Source organism: Sphingobacterium sp. BIGb0116 (genome assembly GCF_024808035.1).
GTDB classification, from domain to species: Bacteria; Bacteroidota; Bacteroidia; order Sphingobacteriales; family Sphingobacteriaceae; genus Sphingobacterium; species Sphingobacterium paramultivorum.
Genome location: NZ_JANUDT010000001.1, coordinates 769,128 through 794,865, shown reverse-complemented (window position 1 = coordinate 794,865; position 25,738 = coordinate 769,128). Strand labels below are relative to the sequence as shown.

Sequence of the window (25,738 nt, the reverse complement as noted above, 5' to 3'; positions counted from 1 at the left end):
TGTTTTATGGTAAAAATGATAAAGATAGATCGATTAAAGTTGAAGCATTGTACACTAGTTTGTTTTTTGATCGTGGGATTGTTCGGTTTCAAGACCGCATGTTACGGACAAATGGGGTTTGGACTTCGGGTTGGTGGTAATATTTCGCGTGCAAGTGGGAATGCATTTGGCGCCAATAGAATGGGATATCAATTGGGGGGAGATTTGATATTTGGGCTTAATAGCAAAATGGATATTCAAGTTGAACCTAGTTATAATTTAACCAGAATACGTGTTAATGACAACACAGCTTCCCTTTCCGGAGGTTTATCCAAAGGGACTCGTTCGCTGAAATATCTCAACACTCCGGTGTACCTTAAAGTTAATTTTACAAGAAAATTTTCCATCCTGGGCGGTCTAGACCTTAATATGTTGCTCAATGACGACGCTTATAAGCTCAATGATGGAAAACCAGCGTTCAACAGTCGTACACGGATAGGTTACGCATTAGGGATAGACCTTGGCGCGCTGTATTTTAGATACCGACAGTTCAAAAAGAATAATAAAATCGTAGACAACTGGGATGCGCATATTGACCAGTATCAACTGGGATTTAAAGTGCGTTTGTTTTAAGCTAATAGTTCCACTGGTAGGTAACCTTTACAGACTTTCCTGTGCTGTAAGCTGAGCCGCTCTGATTTTGCTACATCAGGCGGCTTTAACTTTTTTAATAATTTACCATTTGTTGTGGGGATGTTTATTGCTGGATATCAAGGATATTTCAATATCTTGTGCAGACAAACCAATAGTTCCTTCCGCTAAATTCGGGACGGCAATAAATTATAAACGAATGGACAGAAGACGTTTTTTTAAGAAAGCCAGTTTAGTTGGCCTGGGCGTATTGGCCAGCAAATTTCCTGTATGGTCAAATACCGTATTTGCCTGGGATAAACCTGTTCACAACATTCCAGAGGAAAAAGGTCTCAGCAGGCAATGGTTTGATTCGCTGTATGAAAAGGGAAAAAAAATCACCTATCGAAAAAGTAAAAACGAGCTTCGGTACATTGGAATGCCTGTAGGTGGTTTACATTCGGGTACGGTCTATATAGGAGGTGATGGTCGGCTATGGTTGTGGCAGATATTTAATACGGCTTATGATGGTGAGCGCGAGGGGATAGAACCCAAAAATGTGCAATGGAACAATGGAAAAGAATTGGTCACTGTACGGCCGAGGGATGGATCTGCTTATATTGACCCTGCTATAGCAGACAACCTGCGGAGTATGGAACAGGGCTTTGCGATTTCGACCTTAGTCGATGGAAAGCAGGTTATCAAGGAGCTTAGGGAAAACCACTGGGATGAGGTAGCATTTGAAGCAACATATCCAACATGTCGAATAACCTATAGCAGTATCGATTTTCCATTGGATGTGGTATTGGTAGCCTATTCACCATTTATTCCTTTGGATCAGGATAACTCTTCTTTGCCACTTACCACCATACATATCGAATTGCAGAACAAGGGCGACGCGCCAGTCGATGTAACGGTTACGGGCTGGATGGAAAATGGTGTACATAAAGGGCGGAAAGATTTTGATACTGTACACAAACGCTCTTTCCTAGCGGAACATGCCGATACTCAAGTGTTGCTTTTTAGTTGCGATCAGGTTCCTACTCAAGCCATGGAAGCTGGCGACCATGGATCAATGGCTTTTACCTGTATTGATATAGAAGCGCAACCCACGACGAGGATACGGGAATGGCCTGTAAAACCGAAGGAGGTAGAGGCGGATAGGGTGGATTCGACCGTCGGTTTTTCGGATTTGCAAGTAGGTGCCTTTACGGTAAAACGGACAATAAAAGCGAAGGCGACAAGCCAAATTTCTTATGTAATATCCTGGTATTTTAACAATCCACACCCTAAACTGAAACTTCACCTCAAGGATGCGCAATCGGGTTATTGGTATGGTGCCAGGTTTAGTAATGCGGCCGAAGTAATCAATTATTATTTGAACAATCGTGAAAAACTCGAGAGCGAAACCATGGCATGGCAGCAGACCTGGAATGATACAACACTGCCGTACTGGTTTATGGATCGCACTTTTGTCAATATAGGCACACTGGCCACAGCAAACACCATGCGTTTTGCTTCGGGAAGATTTTGGGGCTGGGAAGGAGTAGGGGCATGTGCTGGTACCTGTACGCACGTTTGGCAATATGGGCAGTCCATGGGCAGGATATTTCCGGATCTTGAACGTAATCTACGTGAAGTGACGGATCTAGGTGTTGGCTTTCAGTCTGATACCGGTGCCATCATCTTTCGTGCTGAATATGAAAAAAGACCGGCTATTGATGGGCAGGCTGGTGTTATTCTACGCTTCTATCGTGACCATCAGATGAGCAGCGACAGCACATTTCTTGAGCGAAACTGGCCTAAACTTAAGAAGGCTGTTCAATTTGTTCTTGATCAGGATAAAAACAAGGATGGTATGACCGATACGCCAATGGAAAATACACTTGATGCGGTCTGGGAAGGTGAAATTGCCTGGATTGTCGGATTATGTCTCGCAGCAATACAGGCTGCTGCATTGATGGCGAAGGAAGTAGGTGATAAAACGTTTCAAAAATTGTGTTTGGAATACGTTAGGAAGGGATCTGAAAATATGGATAGCAAACTCTTTAATGGAGAGTATTATATTCATCGTCCCGATATGCTGCAGGGGCGAAAGATGCTAGGCTCTTATAATACCTGTCATATTGACCAGGTCTATGGTCAGGCCTGGTGCAGACAAGTGGACATGCCGGGGGTCAATCGTCAGGAGAACGTAGTGTCTGCATTGAAAGCACTCTGGAAATATAACTTTACCATGGATGTTGGCCCCTATATAAAAACGCATCTTGGCGGAAGGCCTTATGCCTTGGCTGGGGAGGGGGGCATGGTTATGAACACTAATCCAAAGAATGAAGACAAGGCTTATGGCGACAATACTACCTGGCAATTAGGTTATTTCCATGAATGTATGAGTGGCTTTGAACATCAGGTCGCTGCACATATGATGGCGGAAGGCATGGTTGACGAAAGTTTAACATTGACAAGGGTGATCCACGATCGCCATCACGCTGCCAAGAGAAATCCTTTTAATGAGATTGAATGCAGCGATCATTATGCACGTGCCATGGCAAGCTATGGAACCTTTATCAGCGCCTGTGGTTTTAGTTATCATGGGCCGAAAGGGCAGATTGGATTTGCCCCTAAGTTAGGAAAAGCAGATTTCAAGGCGCCTTTCACAACAGCAAAAGGATGGGGGACATATACCCAGAAGCGAAAAACTAAAGGGGTATGTCAGTGTACACTGACCTTGAAATATGGTCAATTGATGCTTCATGAATTTCATCTAGGTGATGCGGATGACCTATCGCTCAATAAAAAACAACTCATTGTAAAGCAAAATGAAAGGTCGATTGAACTGGTTGAGCTGAAATGCACTGATGGACGTCTGATTCTTAGTTTTAAGGAGCAAGTCATGCTAAAAAATGGAGATACACTAACAATACAATGGCTATGAAAAAATGGATAAATGATTTGCTTCTTTTCATGATGTTTGCTGTGATGGTCGCTTGTGAATCATCGCCACGTCATTTGGGTGATCCGCCGTTAAAACCAGACTGGAAGGATTTATTTTCGCAGCAATTACCTTTGTTAGGTCACCGCAATTGGATATTGATTGTTGATAAGGCCTATCCGGCTCCTGCTACCAAAAATATGCTGATTATTAATACGGGAAGAAAGATGCCTGAGGTATTGGATACCGCATTGCGACTACTCGATAAGCAAACACATATAAGGCCTGTTTTTTACCAAGATAAGGAGCTTGGATACTTAGATGAAACCATCGCGCCAGGCTTAAAAGCATATCAGGAGAGTCTAAAGAAATTACTTCCGAACATAAAATTAACCCCGCTGATGCACGAAGAGGTATTTGCGAAAATGGATAAAGCAGCACAGCTTTTTGGTGTTGTCGTACTGAAGACCGAGTCAACTCTACCCTACAGTTCCTTATTTATCGAACTGGACTGCAAGTATTGGGATGCTGATCGTGAACGTATCTTACGGCAACGTCTTGCTGATCAGGTTAAATGAAACTTATCTTAATCATTGATAAGTTTTTAATGGCATTTGGAAGACTTTTGGTTTAGTGTGTACAATAATAAAGCAACAGTGTTGCATTTAAGTGTTATTGTTTTTACATTTGTGAAAACGAAATTACTATGAGCAGCATTTCCCAAAAAACTAAATTGCCTGTCACCGTTTTAAGTGGATTTTTAGGCGCAGGAAAAACAACACTATTGAATCATATTTTACACAATAAGGAGGGTAAGAAGGTGGCCGTCATTGTCAATGATATGAGCGAAGTGAACATCGATGCACAGGCTGTTGAGCGCGAAAATGTACTTTCACGAACGGAAGAAAAATTAGTAGAGATGAGCAATGGATGTATTTGTTGTACATTAAGAGAGGATTTGATGGTGGAGGTGGAGCGACTAGCGAAAGAAAACCGTTTTGATTATCTTCTTATCGAAAGTACTGGTATTTCGGAGCCTATCCCTGTTGCCCAGACATTCAGTTATGTTGGTAATGATAATGCGATTGACCTGTCTACATTCAGCTATATTGACACCATGGTAACAGTTGTGGACTGTTTCAACTTTGCCAAAGATTTTGGAGGCGCCGACACCTTATTAGATCGAAAATTGACGGACGACGACTATGATAATAGGGCGATCGTAAATCTGTTGACTGATCAGATCGAGTTTGCGAATGTTATCCTCCTGAATAAGGCCGATCTGGTATCTGAGGAAACTTTGGGTACCTTGGAGGCTGCAATTGGGCGGCTCAATCCAGGTGCAAAGCGTATCCGTACACAATTTGGACGCGTTGATCCCCGGGAAATTATGGGTACGGGCTCTTTTAATTTTGATGAAGCTTCATCTTCGGCAGGGTGGATCAGGGAACTTGAAAATGAACATACACCCGAAACAGAAGAGTACGGTATTTCATCTTTTGTTTTTCGATCGCAACGGCCCTTCCATCCACAACGACTGCACCGCTACCTCAACGAGCGCTACCCGCACAATATCATACGAGCTAAAGGTCTCCTGTGGTTGGCCTCCCGCCCGCATTTGGCCATTAGCTTTAGTCAGGCAGGCGGTAGCGTAAGGTTGGAAAGTGCAGGCTCATGGTGGAGTAGCATGCCCGAAGAGCAGCGCTATCAGTATCCCAGTTATGCCGAAATCAGAGCTGAACTTCTTAAACGTTGGCATCCGGAGTGGGAAGATCGAAAAAATGAATTGGTATTTATAGGTCAGGATCTGGATAAAGAAAAATATCTGGCGGAGCTGGAAGAATGCCTGTTGACCGAAGAAGAAGGCTATGACTGGCGTTTTACCTGGTGGAAAGACGAATTTCCTAAAAATATTTAAAACTATTTGCGATCTGCATCGGTTAAAAAAGTAAGTAATGTAGGTTAGATATTGTATTTTTCGAAGGTCAGGGGTTGATTTCCTGGCCTTTTTTATGCTGGCTTGTGAGATCTTGCCCGGAAAACTATGCTGAACCTTTATCAACCCCAACATCTAAAAAAACAAACTTTTTTTGTGTTATGGTTGTGTTAAGATAGAAAGTTAGCTACGATTAAAAACAGGCGTATGGGTTTGTCAAAATATCGCGAAAAGCGTTCCGCAGGAAAAACACCGGAACCCTTTGGAGGAAGATCAAGCGGAAAGGAGTTGCGTTTCGTCGTGCAGAAGCATGATGCTTCGCATCTGCATTATGATTTTCGGCTTGAAATGAACGGGGTGCTCAAAAGTTGGGCGGTTCCCAAGGGGCCATCTATGGACCCATCTATCAAACGCTTGGCCATGATGGTTGAAGATCATCCTTACGATTACCGGAATTTTGAAGGTATCATACCAAAAGGACAGTATGGTGGTGGCACAGTGATCGTGTGGGATGAAGGGAGCTATGAAGCTTTAGCTCCTGAGACAAATGATGTTGTAAAAATGGATAAGAATCTTCGACATCAGCTTTATAGCGGAAAGCTCAAATTCAGATTGTTTGGAGAAAAATTGAAGGGAGAATTTGCTTTGGTAAAAGCATATGGAAGAGGGGGGAATGAATGGCTACTGATGAAGTTGGAAGATCAATATGCAACAAGCAAGGATGTCATAGCAAAGGATAAATCCGTATTGTCGGGAAAGACGATAGCGGAAATGGAAAAATCGCCCGATAAAGTCTATGGACAGCCTGTTGTTAAAAAGAATAGCATATCAAAAAATAAAAGCAAAAAAAGTAGGAATGCTGCTGAAATAATCAGCAACCAGTTGGAAGAAGTGCCTAAAAAGAAAAAGGCTGAGACGCAGAAACAAGCGTATAATATCACCGACTTGCTAAAGAAATCACCGAAGCAGGTCTTTTATACTACGGTGCAGCCCATGCTGGCGACGCTGATCGACAAGCCTTTTGATGATCAAAACTGGGTATACGAGGTGAAATGGGACGGTTATCGTGCTTTGGCCTTTATGAAAAATGGCAAAATAGAACTAAAATCCAGAAATGACAAAAGCTTCAAGGAAAAGTTTTATCCAGTATATGATACCCTGAAAAGCATCGCGATCAATGCCATACTCGATGGTGAGATCGTTGTATTGGAAAAAAATGGAACGGCCAATTTTGCGGCCCTACAAAACTGGAGAAGTGAGGCGGATGGCGATTTGGTATATTATGTATTTGATATCCTTTGGTACGATGGAAAAGATCTAAAAGGTCTTTCGCTATTGGACAGAAAAGCGATTTTAAAGGAAGTAATGCCGCAAAACGATTTGATTTTATTGAGTGAACATTTCGATACATCGGGCGTTGGATTTTTGAATGAAGCCAAAAAACTCGGTATAGAGGGGGTTATGGCCAAACGCAAGGAAAGCGTTTACCATATACATGAGCGTTCACCTGACTGGTTGAAAATCAAGGCTAATAGGCGTCAGGAGGTTGTTATTGGCGGTTTTACAAAGAACGAAGGCTCCAGCAAACTGTTTAGTAGCCTATTGGTAGGCCTATATGAAGGTAAAAAGCTTATTTATACCGGAAAGGTCGGAACAGGATTCAGTGCAAAATTACAACAAGAGCTGATGGCGCAGTTCAAACCCTTGGTCACAAAAAATAGCCCGTTTGATGACGAACCCGATATCAACAAATCCTCACGATTTAGACCCCGCCCTCCTCATGCCGCTGTCACCTGGCTACATCCCAACCTGGTTTGCGAAGTGAGCTTTACAGAAATGACCGGTGACGGCGTTATGCGACATCCCTCATTTGTCGGCATGCGTAACGATAAAAATGCCAAAAAAGTGATTTTGGAAGAAGAGCAGGCCGTTAATGAGATTATCGGCAAACAATCAAAAGAGGGAGATGGGATGCGAAAGAATAGTAAGGAAGGCAGTTCGGATAAAAAAAACTATAAAACAATGCTAAACCCCAAAGACAAAACCCAGGTTCAGAAGGTAAATGGACATGAGTTAAAATTTACCAACCTCGATAAACTATTTTGGCCTGACGAAAAGATCACCAAGCGCGATTTAATTAATTACTATGAGCAGGCTGCACCTTTTATTTTACCATACCTTAAAGATCGACCACAAAGCATGAATCGATACCCAAATGGTATCAAAGAAGAAGGGTTCTATTTCAAGGATGTTACTGATACAGCACCGGAATGGGCAGAAACCTATCTTTACCAAAGCGAGGCCGATGGCCGTGATCGGCATTATCTGGTCGGAAAAGACGAGGCTACATTGTTATATATGGCTAATCTTGGCTGTATCGAAATGAATCCCTGGAGTAGTACCGTCAGAAAACCGGATAATCCGACCTTTTGTATCATTGATCTGGATCCGGATAAAAATACATTTGATCAGGTTATTGAAACCGCCCAGCTCACCAAACAACTTTTAGATGATATGGGGGTACCTTCGTATTGTAAAACAAGTGGTTCCACGGGACTTCACATATATATACCATTAGGAAATAAATATAATTACGATCAGTCCAAGGAGTTTGCGCATATTATTGTCACCCTGATTCATGCGGAGCTACCCGACTATACCAGCTTAGAGCGAACTGTTCGTGATCGGAAAGGTAAAATGTATCTTGATTTTCTTCAAAATAGACCACATGCTACCATTGCTGCAGCATATTCAGTGCGTCCCAAGCCTGGAGCGACAGTGTCCATGCCACTACATTGGGATGAAGTTAAAAAAGGGCTGAAAATTAGTGATTTCACCTTGTTTAATGCGATTGAAAGAATGCATGAGCTGGGTGATATCTTTAAACCTGTATTGGGGAAAGGGATCGATCTGAAAAAAGTAATTGATACACTCTCAAAAAAATAGTATTGATATAATCTGAATATAGAAACTCATTGACCGATCTATTCGGTGAAATATAAGTAACGAGATTGTCAGAATAATCATTAGTTATTTAGAATAGTTTTAAATAGATAACTTTGGATGTATATTTGGAATGCAGAAAAGGTATACCTTTTAACTGCATACTGATTTTATATTGAACGATTATTGTTAGCTAGATGAATAAAGTAGAACTGTTTGAAAATGAGCGTGCAAGTGGCTATGACCAATTTGTTGAGAGCTGGATTCCCAATTACCATTATTTTTTAGATCAGCTGCCGAAGCTTCTCCGAGAAACTGAAAATAAGGATTTATTGGTGGTAGGATGTGGCACAGGAAATGAAATAGAACGTTTTGTTGACACAGCAGAATCTTGGACAATAACCGGGATAGATCCGTCGCCTGAGATGATTAGTCAGGCCCTGGAAAAATTTGAAGCAGACGAAAATGTTCATCTTGTCGAAGGTGTGATAAGTGATTTGGACGAAGAGAAACAATATGGTGCTGCGACGCTTTTGCTTGTATTACACTTTTTAGAAGACAATGGCGAAAAATTGGTTATGCTCCAAGATATTTTCAAGAGAATGATGTCGCAAGCACCCTTGTTATTATTAGATATTACGGGCAATAAGGAGCAGATTCAACAAAACTTGCAGTTGTTGAGACTTCTTCTGCCCAAGGGGATAGATGAAACACAGGTCGCTCAAAGATTGCGAAGAATCGAGCATGAATTGTTGCATGTCTCGGAAGAACGATTAGCCGAGCTCTGTGAAGAAGCCGGATTTGAACCTCCTGTTCGATTCTTTCAATCATCGATTTATATGGGGTGGATAACCCGAAAAAAAGATATTATTTCCTTTTCTTAGCAAAGGGATTGAAGGAAAGCCCCGCATTAATATAAAACGAAGGATCGGGATTTGCTTCCCATACATAATCGCGCTGGGTTTTATTTTTTTCAAATACGCGTGCACGAGGTATGGTTTTTAGTCCTGATTTAAGGGTGGCAATAAAAGATCGGCCCAGGTTATGTTCATAAGTCAGACCCGAATTGATCTCCATCTGACTGAAGGTATATACTTTTTCAGCGCCCTGAAAGTTATAGAGGTAAAAGATCGTACTATTTAAATCGGAACCTATTGAAACGCGGCCATTCCGCAAGACCTCTTTTCGAAGGTAGGCTCCTTTAGGTAAGATGACATCAAGTATCATCCCATTGGCAAATTGTTGCTTGTAGGCAAAGGTTGGGAAAACCGGAATAATCGCTGCTGGATCTATAAAGCCGATGAGGCCCACCGCCATTTGAATCTCCCGCGTGGCTTTTAGTACCACTGTAGCAGATAATATCCCATTAATGCGTTCTATTGCTTTTTCACTCCCATTGGCAGCAACCGTTGCGGTATAAAATGCTACTTTGCCCCATAAACGTGAATAACGGGTAAGATTAAGTGATTCGTAATGATAATGATATTGATGGGTTGACTGTATGGTAGATTGTGCGATGGGGTCTAAACGATTGGAGTTTACAGAAGTGAACTGATAGCCAATATTGGTACCCAAGTTCCAGGTTCTGCTCTTTAAAAAATTAATGTTGATACTACCTCCGGCTTGGTACATCGATTCTACTTTTGTTTTAGGTAAATCCTGACCTTGGAGTTTTGATGAATAACTGTATCCTGTATTGGATTCATAGGTCAAATTGAGGACCCGTGTTATGGGGAATTTGTCAGTAACAACAGCCCTCACTTTTTGCTGTACGCTATCCTTAGTCTGTGCGATTGAAGTGGATATACGAAACAATAGTACAAACACTAAAAGTATTTTTTGCATAAATGTATGATTAAAATCATTGTAAGGATAGCCGAAATTTGTAGGTGGTATTTTTTTTTTAGACCAACAGGTCTTGTTTTTATACAAAAGTCCAATTTAGCGGAACAGTGAAAAGGAACGTTAAAAATCATCTCCCAGTTTTGGTATAAAAAAAACAGGTCTTCGTATAAGAGATCGGATTCTTGCCAAGAAAAGCTTTATTTTTGTTATTTAGGTTAAAATCATTCTAATGCATGCAAGACTTCAATAATAGCATTGTTTTAAGGTATTTTACAGAAAATAAATTCAGGCCACTGCGACATGTGTTTTTTCTGATCGGTTTACTGTTGCTCTTTGCAAATGCAAATTCGAGTTCTCATTTTCAAGGGAGTTATCGGTTTTATTTTTCTATTATCCTTTGGTTTGTATTCGTCTGCATGTTTTACGCCAATATGTATGTACTGATCCCAAAGTTTTTCTTTAAGGCCAAATATGAGTTATATGTCTTAGCATTGATACTGCTGGTAACGGCCAGTTTGCTGGTAGTCATGTACATTGCAAATTACATCTATTCCATTCATATTCCCGCTATAAAAAAACCGGAGTCGGACTCTATGGGGCTAATCGCTGCATTATTTATCTGTATTCCGATTATTCTAACCACCACGACATTTAAGCTTTTTAAACGTTGGTTGGAAGACAATAAGCGTATTTCTGAACTGAAAAACCTGGCTTTGACCACAGAGCTTGTTTCCTTAAAAAATCAGATTCAGCCACATTTTTTATTCAACATGCTGAACAACGTTAAAGCTCTAATTCGAAAAGATCCGAATATGGCTACCGAGGTCATCATGAAGTTATCAGATTTTCTAAGATATCAGCTGTATGAAAATAACGATGATAAGACACTTCTCAAGTCCGAAATCAACTTTATAAGCAATTTCCTAAAATTGGAGGAAATACGCCGCGATAACCTAAAAACGCGTATATCTTGCCCAATAGAATTGGAAAAAAAAGGTGTATTTCTACCGCCGCATCTATTTACGGCCTTTGTTGAAAACGCGATTAAACATAGTCTCAGTGCCGGTGATGCTGATACTTTCATCACAATCCATTTTTCTGAGACGGATCAACAGCTTTGTTTTGAATGTGAAAATTCGAAAGATCCCGACAACTCATTTGTCCGAAGCAAATATAGCGGACTGGGATTGGCTAATGCCAAAAGACGACTGGATCTGCTGTATAGAAATGATTATGAACTGTCTGTGTCAACAACTGAGACATTATATAGCGTTAAACTTACTATTCCCTTATGAATTGCATTATTGTAGACGATGAACCCCTGGCTAGGGAAGAAATGAAAAATTTAATCGAAGAAATTTCGTCTATTCAGATAGTAGGTACATTTTCCAATGCGATATCGGCATTGGAATGTATCAAGACAAACCCGGTGGACTTACTTTTTTTGGATATCGAGATGCCGACAGTCAATGGACTCGATTTTGCACAGTCTCTTCCCAATGACAAGCTGGTTATCCTGACGACTGCCTATGCGCAATATGCACTGAAAAGTTACGAATTGGATGCAATAGATTATCTGTTGAAGCCGATCAATAAAGACCGTTTGGCAAAAGCGATCGATAAAGCAATAGCCTATAAAAAATTACTAGCGTTAAAAGAAAACCAAAGTACGGTTGAGAAGGCCAGTGAGGATGCACTTTTTATTAAATCGGATAGGAAATTCTATAAAATTGCATTTACCGATATTCGCTTTATAGAAGCACTCAAAGATTATGTGGTCATCTATACCCGGAACAATAAACTGATTACTGCAATGAATTTGAAGACAATTCACCAGAAACTTCCGGTGAGCCTGTTTGCGCGTACCAGCAAATCCTATCTGATTAATTTATCGTTTATTGATTCTTTTGATAACCATACTGTTTACATCGATAAGTTTGAAATCCCGATTGGTGAGATCTATAGAGAATCTTTCTTTAAACAATATACCGGAGGACTCCTCTGATCTGATGGCTGATTTAAGCCATCACAAAGCGATCCAGAAAATCAACTTGGATACCATAACTACGTAGGAAATTTGTCAGATAGTCGACACAACACTCTTCTGTTTCGAACCGGAAAATAGCATCCTCATCATCAATATCAACCGTAGCATCTTGTACTTGTGGAAGATGGGTCTTGACCAATTGCATCAAAAAATTTTTCTTGTCTTTGGTCTTCACTGAACTTTTAAAAATCATCACTTGCCTAACTTTCATCGCTACTAATTTATTTGCGTTCAAAATCATTTGATTCCCCAATCACCTGAGGTATCCTTACAAATCTATGCTCCTGGTGACACCGGGAAATCGATATTATACGAAAGCATTTAATTTTTATACAAAACAAGATTGAGCAGGCAGTGTACGCATGATGTAGATCAAAAATAAATACCAGCGGCTATCAATTCTAAATTTCTACAGAAAGGGGAGGCATCTTTGTCAGGTGTTACAGTTAAGTAGCTTTTAGTTTTCAGCTCCGGCAAAAATACTTTACCCTCAGCAAAAACCATAGTAGTATCCATATCGAAAAGGTTATGCAGTTTAGAAAAGGAGCCAGCTATGAATTTTACGCCCATAAAGAAGGTGTATTGACACGATTAGATTAGTGTTTTTTTACGAGCAACATCTTTGTTTTTAACGCTAATCCTCCATTATAATTAATACTAATTCTTTATTAAAATATATAATCTACCTATTTAGTAGTTTATTAAAAAATATTCCTATATTTGAGCCGTAGAAATATTTAGTAGGAAGGATATGGCATTGGAATATTTAGCACAACAGACACACGAACAACATTTAGATCAGGCTTTTTCGCGTAAAGAACAAATGATGATGCGTGCGTTATGTAGGCTTAAAATGTCTGATCGTGTTTTATATATCGGTGCTCATCCGGATGACGAGAACAATAAATTGTTGACCTTTTTGGCTCAGCACCAGTTGGTCGATACGGCCTATCTTTCCGTGACGCGTGGTGAGGGAGGACAGAATTTTATTGGCACAGAAAAGGGACTGGATCTGGGTGTACTTCGGGTGCAGGAATCACTTGCCGCTCGTGCAATTGAGGGAACAAAACAGTTCTTTACACGTGCTAAGGATTTTGGATTTGCAAAATCTGTCGATGAAACGCTGGCACGATGGGATGAAAACGGTGTACTTGCCGATATGGTTTGGACCATCCGTTATTTTCGCCCTACTGTAATTGTAACACGTTTTTCACCGGATGTCCCGGACTCACATGGACATCATCAGGCCTCAGCAATTCTAGCGGCAAAGGCTTTTGATCTGGCCGCTGATCCATCAGCTTATATAGAACAGCTATCCGAATTGGAGCCTTGGCAGGCTCGGCAGCTGTTGTGGAATGTATATCAGGACAGTGGTGTTAAGGATATCGGTGGAGAAGTAAGGCCTTTGCCAGCGTATTTTTCGCTGGATATTCCAGCGAGACACGGCTCTTTGGACTTTCATTATGGTGAGATTGCTGCAGAAAGCCGTAATAGACATCGCTCTCAGGCCATGGGAAGTCTGGTTCGGCATCAGCCTAGCACCGAATATTTTGAATTATTAAAAGGTACACCGATCAGTTCGGAGAAACAGCACGCTATTTTTACACAATATACTGCTCAAGATTCTTATTCACTCGTATTTAATCGCTTGGTGGACGACCTCATTGCAAAATGTGAGTCAGATGCAGCAGAACTTGTCTTGGAGCTTGGAACGATTTTATTTTGGATGAGGATTGTTCCCGAGGGGCATGTTATCCATGAAAAACGAGCGGAGGTAGAGCGTCTTCTGCTCGACTTTGCTGGTGTATCTTTGGAAGTACAGGCTATTGAGGAACTTTGGGTACCAGGGACCGAGGTTAATATGGTCCTGAATGCGCATATCCCATCGGAATCCAATCTACAGCTGACCAGGGTGAAAGTTCCATTTATTCGTAACGGAGAGCAAAAAGACTTTACTTTGTCACCTTCGAAGACGATCCATTTAAATGGTCAGCTTCTGGATACGATTTTACCTTCTTTTCCAACTTGGCTTAGTGCTGAGGGCGATGCACATAACTATGCGCCGGCATCGCCTGCTGATGTTGTATTGACACAATTTGGAACTGAATTGTCTGTTCATTTGGAACTGCAGTTTGCCGGCTTGCCGATCGCGGTTAAGTTGCCTGTGAAACATGCTGGTAGTCCTATTGCGGTGGCCCCTCCGGTGACAGCAACTTTTGATTCGGACATCGTGGTGCTCTCCAATGCGACCAGACGTTTAATTGCTTTAGAGCTACAATCTAATGTCTCCGAATCCTTATCTATAAAGGTTAAGCTTACGCTACCGGATGGGCTCGATGTATTTCCGAAAGAAATTGAGCTCAATATAGCGGGTAATGCAACCGAGAAGCTTAAGTTTGAGTTGAGGTCGCATGCGCAGCAGGAATATATTCAAGAGATCGGCTTTGAGATTGAGACGACTACAGGGCGGTATCCGTTCACATCCAGAAGTATTATTTATCCACATGTTAATCAAGTAACTTACTTTCCCAAGGGCATATTGCGGGTGCTAAATTTACCCGTGAATATTACGGCCCAGAAAGTTGCTTATATTTCGGGGGTGAACGATGAACTTGCAGGGAGCTTACGCCAGCTTGTTGGTCATTTGGAGATTATTCCATTTGAGTCAATTGGGGGAATGGATCTCTCAGGCTTTGATGCAGTGGTTTTGGGAATACGAATATACAATAGCCATCCCCTAATTACGGGATTTCATCAGCTTTTTCGTGACTATGTTGAGCAGGGCGGTGTATTGATAGGGCAGTATAATACGCCGTATGATTTGCATTTGACGGAGGTTGGGGCTTATCCTTTAGCGGTTTCCCCGGAAAGAATTACAGATACAGAAAGCCATATATCATTTTTGAACCCTTCCCATCGCATATTGAACTACCCTAATGTAATCGGACAGCATGATTTTCAAAATTGGGTGCAGGACCGGGCACTTTTTTTACCTCAAAAATGGGCTTCGGATTTTGAACCGATACTGCGTGGGCAAAATGGAGATAATCGTACGGAAGATGGGTTATTGCTACTGCACAAAAAAGGAAAAGGTTATTATATCTATAACAGCCTGTCGCTGTTTAGACAACTGCCAGCAGGAGTAGCAGGGGCATATCGTCTTTTTGCGAATATGTTATCCCTAGCTTCGCGTTAGACCAGAATCTTGTGGGGTAAAAAAATCCCCAGTGAGCATTGACTGCACTGGGGATGGTATCACTGCTATTTTATGTCGATTTTTTTAATCCTTTTTATGGAAAAAAGACGCTTTGGGAATATCGATCACTTTTGAATCATTGACATTGTATTGAAGTTTTAAGGTGAAACCTCCTCCAGCTTCAAGGAAATCTACAGCAATTGGGTGGTAGCCTGCTTCTAACGCAATCTGTCCGCTTTTCATAATCGGTGCATGCTGTCCGTCATTATCAACGACAAGCTGATCATGTATCCGCAGGACACCACCATCATCACAAGTGAAGTAGAAATTATAAATTCCTTTTTCTTTGACGTAGAGGTATCCTCTTATTTTTGCACCAAAAGAAGGCATTTTGATGGTATCGCTTAGCGCTACATTGCTTATCACTTCCTGACGCACTTCGGGACCCGAAATGGCGGAAGTATTGGTAAAAGTTCCATTGAAAAATGTCGCTGTAAGGCCCGGGGCCACGGTGCTTTCATCAACTTTTATACCCTTTTTCCAAGTATCATTTTTAAAATCAACCTGATAGAGCTCACTTTTTGCACCCGAAGGCGAGATTGTCGCAAAACGAATAGGACCTTCTTTTTTAACGACAAGAGAGCCGTTAAGCACTGGGCTTTGCTTTGTTGGAAGACTACCATCGGTAGTATAGTGTATTGGATTTTGGGGAAGTTCATTCGAAACTTTTAGTGTAGATTGTCCGTCGACAATTACCTGTGTTTCAGCGAAACCGTTAAGGTCTGGCATACGATACCGTAAACCCATTTTGTTCCAGAGTCCAAAGTGTGCAATTACTCGATTTCTATAGCTATCATAGAGGGATTTGTTGGTCCATACGCGTTCCGATAAAGCACTTAAACGTGGGAGGATCATAAACTCTAACCGCGCAGTGGAGGGGATCATTTCTGTCCAGATATTGGCTTGTGCACCTTGGATCAAATGTGCTTTTTGGCTGGATATATCCGAAGGGACCACGCTCATATTGTACACGGCATCTAGGCTGCTGCTATTTGGAAGGTAATCAAAATAAAGCGGATTTGTAGGTGTCATAACGACCCGGTGACCACGGTTAACGGCTTCCATAGGTGCATTTTTTACCCAACCACGCCAGTACATGACCATCATGCTGGTATCGGAACTGCCGTCCAATATTTCATCCCAGCCGATACTCTGTTTATTTTTTGAACGGATAAAATTGTTCACTCTTTTGACGAAATAACCTTGCAGATCATGTAAGTTAGGTATTTGCTTTTCTTTCATAAAAGCTTGCGCAGCTGCTGATTTTGACCAGGAATCTTTTTCTACCTCGTCGGCACCAATGTGAATATAGTGTGATGGGAATAGCTCAATGATTTCGCTTAGTACATTCTCAACAAAAGTATAACTGCTTTCTTTCCAGGGGCTGATCGGTACAGAAAATTGTTTTCCCCAGCCCGCGGACTGACTGTCCAATAGGAGTTCGGGATAGGCCTTTGTAGCCACCATCATATGCCCAGGCATATCTATTTCCGGAATGATTTCTATGTGTCGGCTGCCCGCATAGGCAACAATGTCTCTGATATCCTGTTGTGTATAAAAACCGCCATATTCTTCCTTTCCGTTTGTTGTGCGGATCAGTTCCTTGGGCAGATTAAAGTCGGGATTTTCCTTGGCTTTCACAAAGCAGGCAGAATCCTGATTGTTATACGTCCGCCAAGCCCCTTGTTCGGTTAGTTTGGGGTATTTTTTGATTTCTATGCGCCAACCTTGATCGTCTGTCAGGTGCAGGTGAAATTTGTTGAACTTGTAGGTTGCAAGTAGATCGATAAATTTATAAATATAATCTTTTGGAAAAAAATGACGGGCTACATCGAGTTCGACACCTCGCCATTGGAAAGCTGGCTCGTCTTTGACCGTTACATAGGGAAGAGCAAGCTTAGCTGTTGTTCCTGAGAGTAAATATAATTGCTGGATTGTCTGTAATCCATAAAATGCACCCTTTTCAGATGCGGCGATGATCTGGATACCTTTTTGATCTATTATCAATTCATACCCCTCATTTGAGAGCCCTTGATTTTTAATCAATTGCAACGTGGCGCTGGCTTGCTTCACGTTTTTTTTGTTCAGTTTCCCGAATAGGGAATGGTCGATCCATCCCGATAATGATTTAGAAGATAGGGATGGATCAATATAGTAACCCAATTCTTGCCCCTTTAGCTGAAAAAGGCCTGGCTTAGCCTCCAACTGCTGCGGAAATGGAATGAGTTGAGGAAGTGCATTTTTTTGTTGCGCAAAATTTAGTGTCGGCAGGTACAGGGCACAGGATAGGAGTAAGGTTGAGAAGATTTTATTCATGAACGTGTTTTTTGTGATTCACAAGTGTTATTAGATTTTGTTGCAATATACCAATATTTCAGGTATTGGCAGGTAATTTTAGTTGATCAATATTCCGTGAGATTATGCGCAATACTCCTCTTGGTATTATTATAAATGTTTGTTTGACATTTATATATTTATTCTTATCTTTAACTTGAAAATAACCTTTATTTGAATGGGCCTATGTTGTGTTTATATCCTGAATATTTTCATTGTATAGTTGTTGCGGTGTTCGACAATTTTGTAAAAAGTTGCAAATGGGTTGGGGCGAATGATAGTCGGCAAAGGATCTCATCCAAGAGAACAGGTAGGTGTTGTTAATTTATTAGGTGGTGGCGGAGCTATGAAAAATTTTCTCATTATCATTGGTTTTTTTTGGCAGTTGGCCCATGTTTATGGACAGCCCAATAGTGCCCATTTTTTTTCCCTTCAAGATGGCTTAAGCAATCAGCAGGTACTGGATATCGTGCATGACGATGAAGGATTTATGTGGGTAGCCACAGAGCTGGGGCTGAACCGTTATGCGGGAAAGTCTTTTAAATCGTATTATGCTGCCGATAAGCAGGACGGTCAATCGGTCAATAGCAATGAAATTAATACGCTACTGTATGCAGGCAGGAAAGTGTATATCGGAACAAGATCCAATGGGCTGAATGTGCTTGACCTAGGCACAAATAGATTCAGTTATTATACACATGATGCAGCTAATCCAAAATCTATAGCCACGAATGATATTACGGATATGATCGAAGGCAAGGATGGGAAATTGTGGTTAGCGACCTACCATCAAGGGGTGCAGCATTTTGATCCGGTAACGGGGGAATTTAGTCATTTCAATAAAAAGAATTTTCCGGGTCTTCCCGAAAATAGCATTTGGTCTCTGGCCGAAGATCAAAAAAGAATGCTTTACATAGGGCATGTTAACGAAGGTTTAACAATAATGGATCCCATTAGCCATTCTTTGAAACGACTAACTAATCACAATACTTCCGGACAATTACCGGATAATGAAATTAAAGTCTTGTTTTGTGATCAAGCCGGCAATATGTGGATAGGGACCCGAAAGGGGCTGGCTGTGTATCATCCAGCTTCCGGTAAACTACAGCAGGTTTCTTTGGCAGGATTGGCAAAAAATGGAAATGAACCTTTTGTATATGCGATTAAGGAAATTGGTCATACGTTGTGGATAGGGGCCGAATCGTCGCAACTCTTTTTACTGCAGCCGAGCTATGGTTATGATAAGCATATTGAGGCCGTACAGCATGTAGAGCGTTTTGATCTGGGGAAAGGCAATAATGCGATGGTCCAGCATATTACTCCCGATCGGTTTGGAAACGTTTGGCTAGCGTTATATGGTGGTGGCTTGGGAGTTGTGAGTCATATTGCCCCCTTCTTTAGTGTCTTTCCATCAGACAATATGCTGCCGGATCGACTGGCAACAGTGAGCAATGTATTGGTGGGGGAAAATCGGACAATACGTTTGGCCACTGAAGGCTCAGGTCTGGTCGAAATGAATGCGGAAGGGCGTTTATTGAAGCAGATTACCAAAAAGAATGGTGGGGCAGACGATTTCCTTCTAACAGCTTTTAAGGACCAGCATCAACATGTTTGGCTTGGATTACGTAAAGGTGGAATTGCCGTTCAATATGCTGGATCGTCCGTTTGGAAAACCATTGATTTAGGTGAGCCTGTGACGGAGGTACGCGCGATTTATGAGGACCATTTGGGACAGATCTGGTTTGCAGCACATCAAGGGGTATTTATATATGATGAAGGAAAGGGGCATGTCCAGAAGCTTTTGATCAACAAACCAATGCTTGGCGATTATGCACCCCGAACGTTGATGGAAGATGGCCAACACAACATGTGGGTCGGTACTTATGGGCAAGGACTCTATGTTTACGATCCCCAGCATAAACTGCTTCGAAAAATGGACAAGGGTAATGGCTTGCAAAATAACACGATTAATCATTTGTTGCGGGACAGAAATAACAATATCTGGGTGGCTACAAATCAAGGACTGGCCGTACAGGAAGCGGGTAAGAAGATTGGTGATCTGTCTCTATTGATGCCTCCGGGAGGGAATGCATGGCTTTTTGTCAATGGACTCGCAGAAGATCATACCGGAAATATTTGGTGTTCGACCAAATCGGGGATGTTACGCTATGTCCCGAAAGAAAGACGTTTTCTACAATATGACCAGTCTTTCGGTTTGCCTTTGGGAGGTTTTATCAATGCAAGTGTAGGAAAAGACAGTGAAGGTCGACTGTATTTTGGGATGCAGGAAGGAATGTGTTATTTCAACCCAGCCACAATCCCGTCCAATTTACCAACCTCACCCCTAAGTATTAGCCGATTTATTGTTTTTCGATCCGGAGAGTCCGGTACACAGGTCGATAAATATCCCTCGCCGACAAAGGCAATTGAACTCAATTATGATGAAAATAGCTTTCGCATCGAACTTGCTGTTATGGACTTTGCTCTAGACGGTTTGGTCGAGTTTGGCTATAAATTGCAAGGGCTTAATAATGACTGGATTTTTCTGGGAAACGAGACCAACCTCGATTTTCGTAATATACCCTATGGTGAACATGAGCTGCTGATTCGCACCCGGATGAAAAATGGGCAATGGTCGCAGGACTACCAGCATCTATTGATCAAAATTGCGCCACCTTTTTATCTCAGTTTATCCGCCAAGATCGTGTATCTGCTCCTTGTGCTGCTAATTGGATATATTATCATTTCTTTCTATTTCAAAAAAATGAAAGCTGAATCCGAACTAAAACTGAAAGAGCGGCAACATGTGCAGGACGAACAGTTACATGCAGAACGCCTGAATTTCTATACGCATATAACGCACGAGCTACGGACACCTTTGACGTTGATTCTAGGCCCCCTTGACGACCTGTCCCAAGAGCAGCAGCTTACTGAAAAACATCGCGAACTGGTTCAGACGGTACAGAAAAGCGCTAATAGACTCTTCACATTGGTCAACCAGTTGTTGGAATTTAGGAAGGTAGAATCGCAGTTTAAACCCTTTGTACCGGAAGCTGGGTCTTTGGGAGAAATGCTCGTAGATCTTGCCCATAAATATAAAACATTGAATCACAAACCTGGTCTTCGGGTGTTGTCTGAACTCCCTGTGAGGGATTCACGTACGCTATTTGATGCCGAAATCGTACAATTGATCGTAGATAATTTATTGTCGAATGCCTATAAATATACCGAGTCAGGTTATATTAAACTAAGCTTGCATTACGAAGAATCGGATTTGGATCATTGGGCGGTGTTGTCTGTAGAAGATACTGGAGTAGGTATTGACAAAGAAGATATCGGTAGGATTTTTGAAAAATATTATCAGGTTGCGAACACAGGTACTCAGGGTACGGGTATTGGTCTGGCCTTGGTGAAAGAACTTGTGGCGATCCATCATGGAAAGATTGATGTGAATAGTACATTTGGCCTTGGTACCACCTTTACGGTAAAATTGAAAACCGATCGATTACCTGTTGAGAATGGCGAGCTGCCTGTTTCTTCGCAACGTCCGCTAGTGCTATTGGTTGAGGATGATCTGGAACTTCGTGAATATCTGGGAAGTACATTGCAAAGACAATATGACGTGGTGCTCGCCGAAAATGGAACTGTAGGCTATCAAATGGCGATGGCTAGGGTGCCCGATTTGGTGATCAGTGATATTATGATGCCCGATATGGATGGTTTTCAGCTTGTACAGCAATTGAAACAGGAACGTAGTACAAGTCATATCCCACTGTTGCTATTGACAGCAAAAAATACCGATGCAGACCGGCAACGAGGTTATGATCTAGGGATAGATTCCTACCTGATCAAGCCAGTTACAGCAGCTTTACTTTTCAAACGTATTGACAATCTATTGAGCCGACAGAAACAGATCAATGAACTGATTTTGGAAAGTTTAAATACAAAACCATCTTTTTCAACTACCAATATAGAACTAGAACAAAAGCCTTCGGAGGAACTCTGGCGTGAAAATGAATTTGTTCAGGATTTTATGCAGATCGTCGAGCAGCATATGCAGGATGAGGTCTTGGATGCTGCTGCCCTCGCTGATCGCATGAATATGAGTCAGTCTACCCTTTATCGGAAATTGAAAGGCATCACAGGAAAAAATATCAATCAGCTCGTACGTAAGATACGTATCCATAAGGCGGCAGATCTACTTCGGACTGGGAAGTATAACGTGACCGAAGTGTCATTTATGGTCGGAATCAATAGTGCGATTTATTTTCGGCAATGCTTTAAAGAGGAGTTTGGCCAACTACCTTCCGAATATCAACGATCCGACAATAAAGCCCGCGTAGTGTATTAAAACAATCCGCATCAGATAAGTATGCCCCTACTATTTCAACATAGATAGGGGCATAGTTTTTTCGTATAAAGCTGCTGTCTAATATACTTCGATCAAAACGAGATCAGTTTGAAAAAAAACATAAAATATGCCTTAAATATGTTTAAAAAGCTGTTTTTGACTAAAAAATATATGTTTTTTGACGGATTTGTGTACGATGGAGTGTTGCAATATCGGCTAAGTTTGAGGTATTAATCCAATTATAAATCTAGGTAGGGGTGGCAACGATGCAAAAGAAATAACCAAAGTAGACCGTAGTTTACCATCATATTGTCTTGTCCAGCTAGATTGTATTATTTACTGTTTAATTCGTATTGAAATTTATGAAAAACTTAAAGATTGCTTCTTTTTACACCATGTTGAGCGTGATGCCAACTTTGCTGTATGCGCAGGAGAAGGTTACGGGACAAGTTTTCAACAAAGCAAACGAGCCTATCGTTGGTGCGAGTGTACTCCTCCTTGAAGGGGGGAAGGGAACCTCAACAGACAAATCGGGGAAATTTGAGCTGAATGCTAACAAAGGAACGCTCGTCGTGTCATTTGTTGGGTATAAGACTCGTCGAGTTCCATTGGATGGAACAACAAATTTAAAAATCCAGCTCGAGGCAGATGAAAATGTATTGGAGGATGTCGTCGTTGTTGGTTATGGTAAACAGTCCAAACGTAATATTACAGGGGCGGTAAGCAATATTAAATCAGAGGATATTGTACGGTCATCATCGACGACGACTGCTGGGGCTTTGGCAGGAAAGGTGCAGGGGATCTCAGTGCGTGCCAAAGACGCACGTCCCGGTCGTGGTGCAGCGATCGAAATCCGGAATATGGGCTCGCCTTTATATGTAATTGATGGTGTTGCTTATGGAGGTCAGGAAGGTACTGATTGGGTTGGTACACAGAATGGCTCCGGCGCAGATATCTTTAATTCGCTGAATCTCGAAGATATTGAGAGTATCTCTATTTTGAAAGATGCCGCAGCAGCAGTATATGGATTCCGTGCTTCCAGAGGTGTTGTATTGATTACCACCAAAAAAGGCGCAAAAGGAGAAAGTGCAAAAATCAATATTAATGGCTACCAAGGCTGGCAAAATTTGACACGTTTTCCGACCATGGCAAACGCTAAACAATACACACGTGGATTAGTTGAGGCCGCACAGAATGAAAACCGCGACCCGAAGACGGTTTATACACCCGAGGAGTTGGCGAAATGGCAGGCAGGGACAGAGCCCGGCTACCAAGGCTATGATTATTATGACATGGTGATCCGTAAGAATATTCCACAGCGATACATCAATGCCAATGTCACCGGTGGAAATGAAAAGTCCAATTACTTCCTGTCATTGGGCCACCTCAATCAGGATGCAATGATCAAGGATTTCAATTATAAGCGAACCAATTTCCAGGCCAATATGGAAGCTGAGGTACTCAAAGGACTTACTGTCGGGACACAGATTTCAGGAAGACATGAAGGAACACAGGATGTTGGCTTACCAGGTGGGGATGGATACTTCTCGTCTATTTTGGCTATTATGAAAAATAGGCCGACTGTAGGTCCCTACGCAAATGACAATCCGGAATATATCAATCATACCAATGATTTTCCCTATAATCCGGCTCTCTTTAGCCGCGATATTGCCGGCTATAAAGACAATAAATACCTTGCAGGAAATGTGAATCTCTTTGCGGCCTATAAGACAAATTTTGGTTTGTCGGCAAAAGGAACTGTTTCTTACAACTATACCAACAATAAATTTGAAGGCTTCCAATATACCTATGATGTATATCGATACGAAAATAATGCTTATAAGCGAACTGGCGGAAGTGATGCTGGCTGGCGTTACGATACCACGAGGGAGATTGTTTCCCGCTTTGCACAGTTCCAGATCGATTATAACAAGCAGATTGGCGATCACACTTTCGCGGGAATGTTAGGCTATGAGCGTTCAGATTGGGACCGGACGTATAAGGCATTGGGCGCAAATCCTTCAAACAATTATATTCCGTTGTTAAGACTGTCGGAGCTCAATAGTTTGGCCGATGAATGGGCTTACGAGGCTCGGGCTGGATATATTGGCCGTATAAATTACAACTACAAGGGCAAGTATCTTCTGGAAGTATTGGGCCGTTATGATGGATCTTTTAAATATTATGAAGGTAAGCGCTGGGGATTGTTTCCGGGAGCATCGGTAGGTTGGCGTATTTCGGATGAAGGATTCTTTAAACCCTTAAAATCCGTGGTTAGTGACCTTAAAATCCGTGCTTCGATCGGACAAACAGGACTTGAAGAGGGCGTGGGAATGCATGATTACCTTGCCGGATATAATTGGGCGGCTGGAAGTGCTGTCTTAGACGGAGCCTATGTACCCGGGGTACAGCCTAGAGGTTTACCAGTTCGCAACCTCTCCTGGGTTAAAAATACCAATTATAACATGGGTATCGATGCGACACTGCTGAACAATAAGCTGACATTGACGGCCGATATCTTTAAAATTATCCGTACTGGATATCCTGGCAAACGATACGATGTCCTATTACCAGCCGAAATCGGTTATGACCTTCCCAATGAAAACCTCGGTAAGAACGGCTATTATGGTGCGGAAGGTATCATTACCTATACCGATAAGGTCGGCGAGTTAAACTATGTTGTCAGTGGAAATATGACTTTTTCACGTTATCGGGAGTTAGAAACCTATAAACCTCGTTTCAGCAACTCCTGGAATGAGTATCGCAATTCCATTGAGGATCGCTGGGGTGGAGTATGGTGGGGATACCAAGTCGTCGGACGATTTCAGTCGGAAGAAGAGATCCGCAACCATCCGATCAATAATGATGGTCAGAACAATAGGTCCCAACTCCCTGGTGATTTAATTTATAAAGATGTAAATGGAGATGGTGTCATTAACGATATGGATCAACGTCCAATAGGTTACCAAACGGGCTGGGCACCGATGATGAGCTTTGGTGGTCGTATTGGTCTCGACTGGAAAGGCATCAACTTGAATATCGATCTTGCTGGTGGTGCAATACAATCCTGGTTTCAGGATTATGAATTACGTAATGCCTTCCACGGTGGGGGTAATTCTCCAGCCTATCTACTTGAAGATAGATGGCATCGCAAAGACCCTTATGATCCAAACAGTGAATGGATTCCGGGACGCTACCCTGCGATTCGTAACGGCAACTCAGGTCCCAATAGTCGAAATAGTGATTTTTGGTTGACCAATGTACGTTATCTGCGTGTCCGCAACCTGGAGGTTGGATACAATCTGCCAAAAGCATGGATTCAAAAGATAAAGGCCGAAAAAATACGGTTCTATATCAATGCTTCAAACTTGATTTCTTTTGACAATGTCAAAGACTACCAGATTGATCCTGAGATCGAAGCGAGAGCAGCAGTAGTATATCCACAGCAAAGGGTATTTATGGTTGGATTTAATATGACTTTTTAA

14 protein-coding genes are annotated in these 25,738 nt (G+C 41.8%); 11 read left to right on the top strand and 3 right to left on the bottom strand.

Annotation, left to right across the window (positions count from 1 at the left end; translation table 11 throughout):
• Window positions 1-15 precede the first annotated feature (15 nt).
• From M2419_RS03430 to M2419_RS03405, 6 genes are all read left to right on the top strand, one after another.
• Window positions 16-612, top strand: coding sequence for a PorT family protein (locus tag M2419_RS03430; protein WP_259254232.1), 597 nt, complete (start codon window positions 16-18; stop codon window positions 610-612).
• Window positions 613-829: 217 nt separating this feature from the next.
• The gene (locus tag M2419_RS03425; protein ID WP_259254231.1) at window positions 830-3,544 is read left to right on the top strand and encodes a GH116 family glycosyl hydrolase; all 2,715 of its coding nucleotides are present in this window, start codon (window positions 830-832) and stop codon (window positions 3,542-3,544) included.
• The gene (locus M2419_RS03420; protein ID WP_259254230.1) at window positions 3,541-4,119 is read left to right on the top strand and encodes an RbsD/FucU domain-containing protein; all 579 of its coding nucleotides are present in this window, start codon (window positions 3,541-3,543) and stop codon (window positions 4,117-4,119) included. Before M2419_RS03425 ends, M2419_RS03420 begins: the two co-directional genes overlap by 4 nt.
• 128 nt (window positions 4,120-4,247) lie before the next feature.
• Window positions 4,248-5,459, top strand: a complete 1,212-nt coding sequence (locus tag M2419_RS03415; RefSeq protein WP_259254229.1) for a GTP-binding protein — start codon at window positions 4,248-4,250, stop codon at window positions 5,457-5,459.
• A 225-nt stretch (window positions 5,460-5,684) separates the two neighbouring features.
• A complete protein-coding gene (gene ligD, locus M2419_RS03410) occupies window positions 5,685-8,423 on the top strand; it encodes a DNA ligase D (protein ID WP_259254228.1) in 2,739 nt (912 codons plus the stop codon).
• 194 nt (window positions 8,424-8,617) lie between these two features.
• Window positions 8,618-9,304 (top strand): trans-aconitate 2-methyltransferase, encoded by a 687-nt coding sequence (locus M2419_RS03405; protein ID WP_259254227.1) that lies wholly within the window; start codon window positions 8,618-8,620, stop codon window positions 9,302-9,304.
• Here the strand turns inward: M2419_RS03405 and M2419_RS03400 are convergent.
• Window positions 9,288-10,265, bottom strand: a complete 978-nt coding sequence (locus M2419_RS03400; RefSeq protein ID WP_259254226.1) for a hypothetical protein — start codon at window positions 10,263-10,265, stop codon at window positions 9,288-9,290. The genes M2419_RS03405 and M2419_RS03400 overlap by 17 nt on opposite strands.
• Before the next feature lie 233 nt (window positions 10,266-10,498).
• Between M2419_RS03400 and M2419_RS03395 the strand changes: the two genes are divergently transcribed.
• Window positions 10,499-11,560, top strand: a complete 1,062-nt coding sequence (locus M2419_RS03395; protein WP_070568077.1) for a sensor histidine kinase — start codon at window positions 10,499-10,501, stop codon at window positions 11,558-11,560.
• Entirely contained in the window at window positions 11,557-12,270 is a 714-nt protein-coding gene (locus tag M2419_RS03390; RefSeq protein WP_153846203.1) for a LytTR family DNA-binding domain-containing protein, read from the top strand. Before M2419_RS03395 ends, M2419_RS03390 begins: the two co-directional genes overlap by 4 nt.
• 13 nt (window positions 12,271-12,283) lie before the next feature.
• Here M2419_RS03390 and M2419_RS03385 read toward each other — a convergent pair whose 3' ends face one another.
• Complete coding sequence (locus M2419_RS03385; protein ID WP_153846202.1) at window positions 12,284-12,523, bottom strand: hypothetical protein; 240 nt, start codon at window positions 12,521-12,523, stop codon at window positions 12,284-12,286.
• A gap of 540 nt (window positions 12,524-13,063) precedes the next feature.
• Here M2419_RS03385 and M2419_RS03380 point away from each other — a divergent pair.
• A complete protein-coding gene (locus M2419_RS03380; protein WP_153846200.1) occupies window positions 13,064-15,508 on the top strand; it encodes a PIG-L family deacetylase in 2,445 nt (814 codons plus the stop codon).
• A gap of 84 nt (window positions 15,509-15,592) precedes the next feature.
• Here M2419_RS03380 and M2419_RS03375 read toward each other — a convergent pair whose 3' ends face one another.
• Window positions 15,593-17,884, bottom strand: coding sequence for a family 20 glycosylhydrolase (locus tag M2419_RS03375; protein WP_159727832.1), 2,292 nt, complete (start codon window positions 17,882-17,884; stop codon window positions 15,593-15,595).
• A gap of 292 nt (window positions 17,885-18,176) precedes the next feature.
• Here M2419_RS03375 and M2419_RS03370 point away from each other — a divergent pair, with 292 nt between their 5' ends.
• Window positions 18,177-22,253, top strand: coding sequence for a two-component regulator propeller domain-containing protein (locus tag M2419_RS03370; RefSeq protein WP_182331120.1), 4,077 nt, complete (start codon window positions 18,177-18,179; stop codon window positions 22,251-22,253).
• A 362-nt stretch (window positions 22,254-22,615) separates the two neighbouring features.
• On the top strand, window positions 22,616-25,738 hold the full coding sequence (locus M2419_RS03365; RefSeq protein ID WP_182331121.1) for a TonB-dependent receptor: 3,123 nt from the start codon (window positions 22,616-22,618) through the stop codon (window positions 25,736-25,738).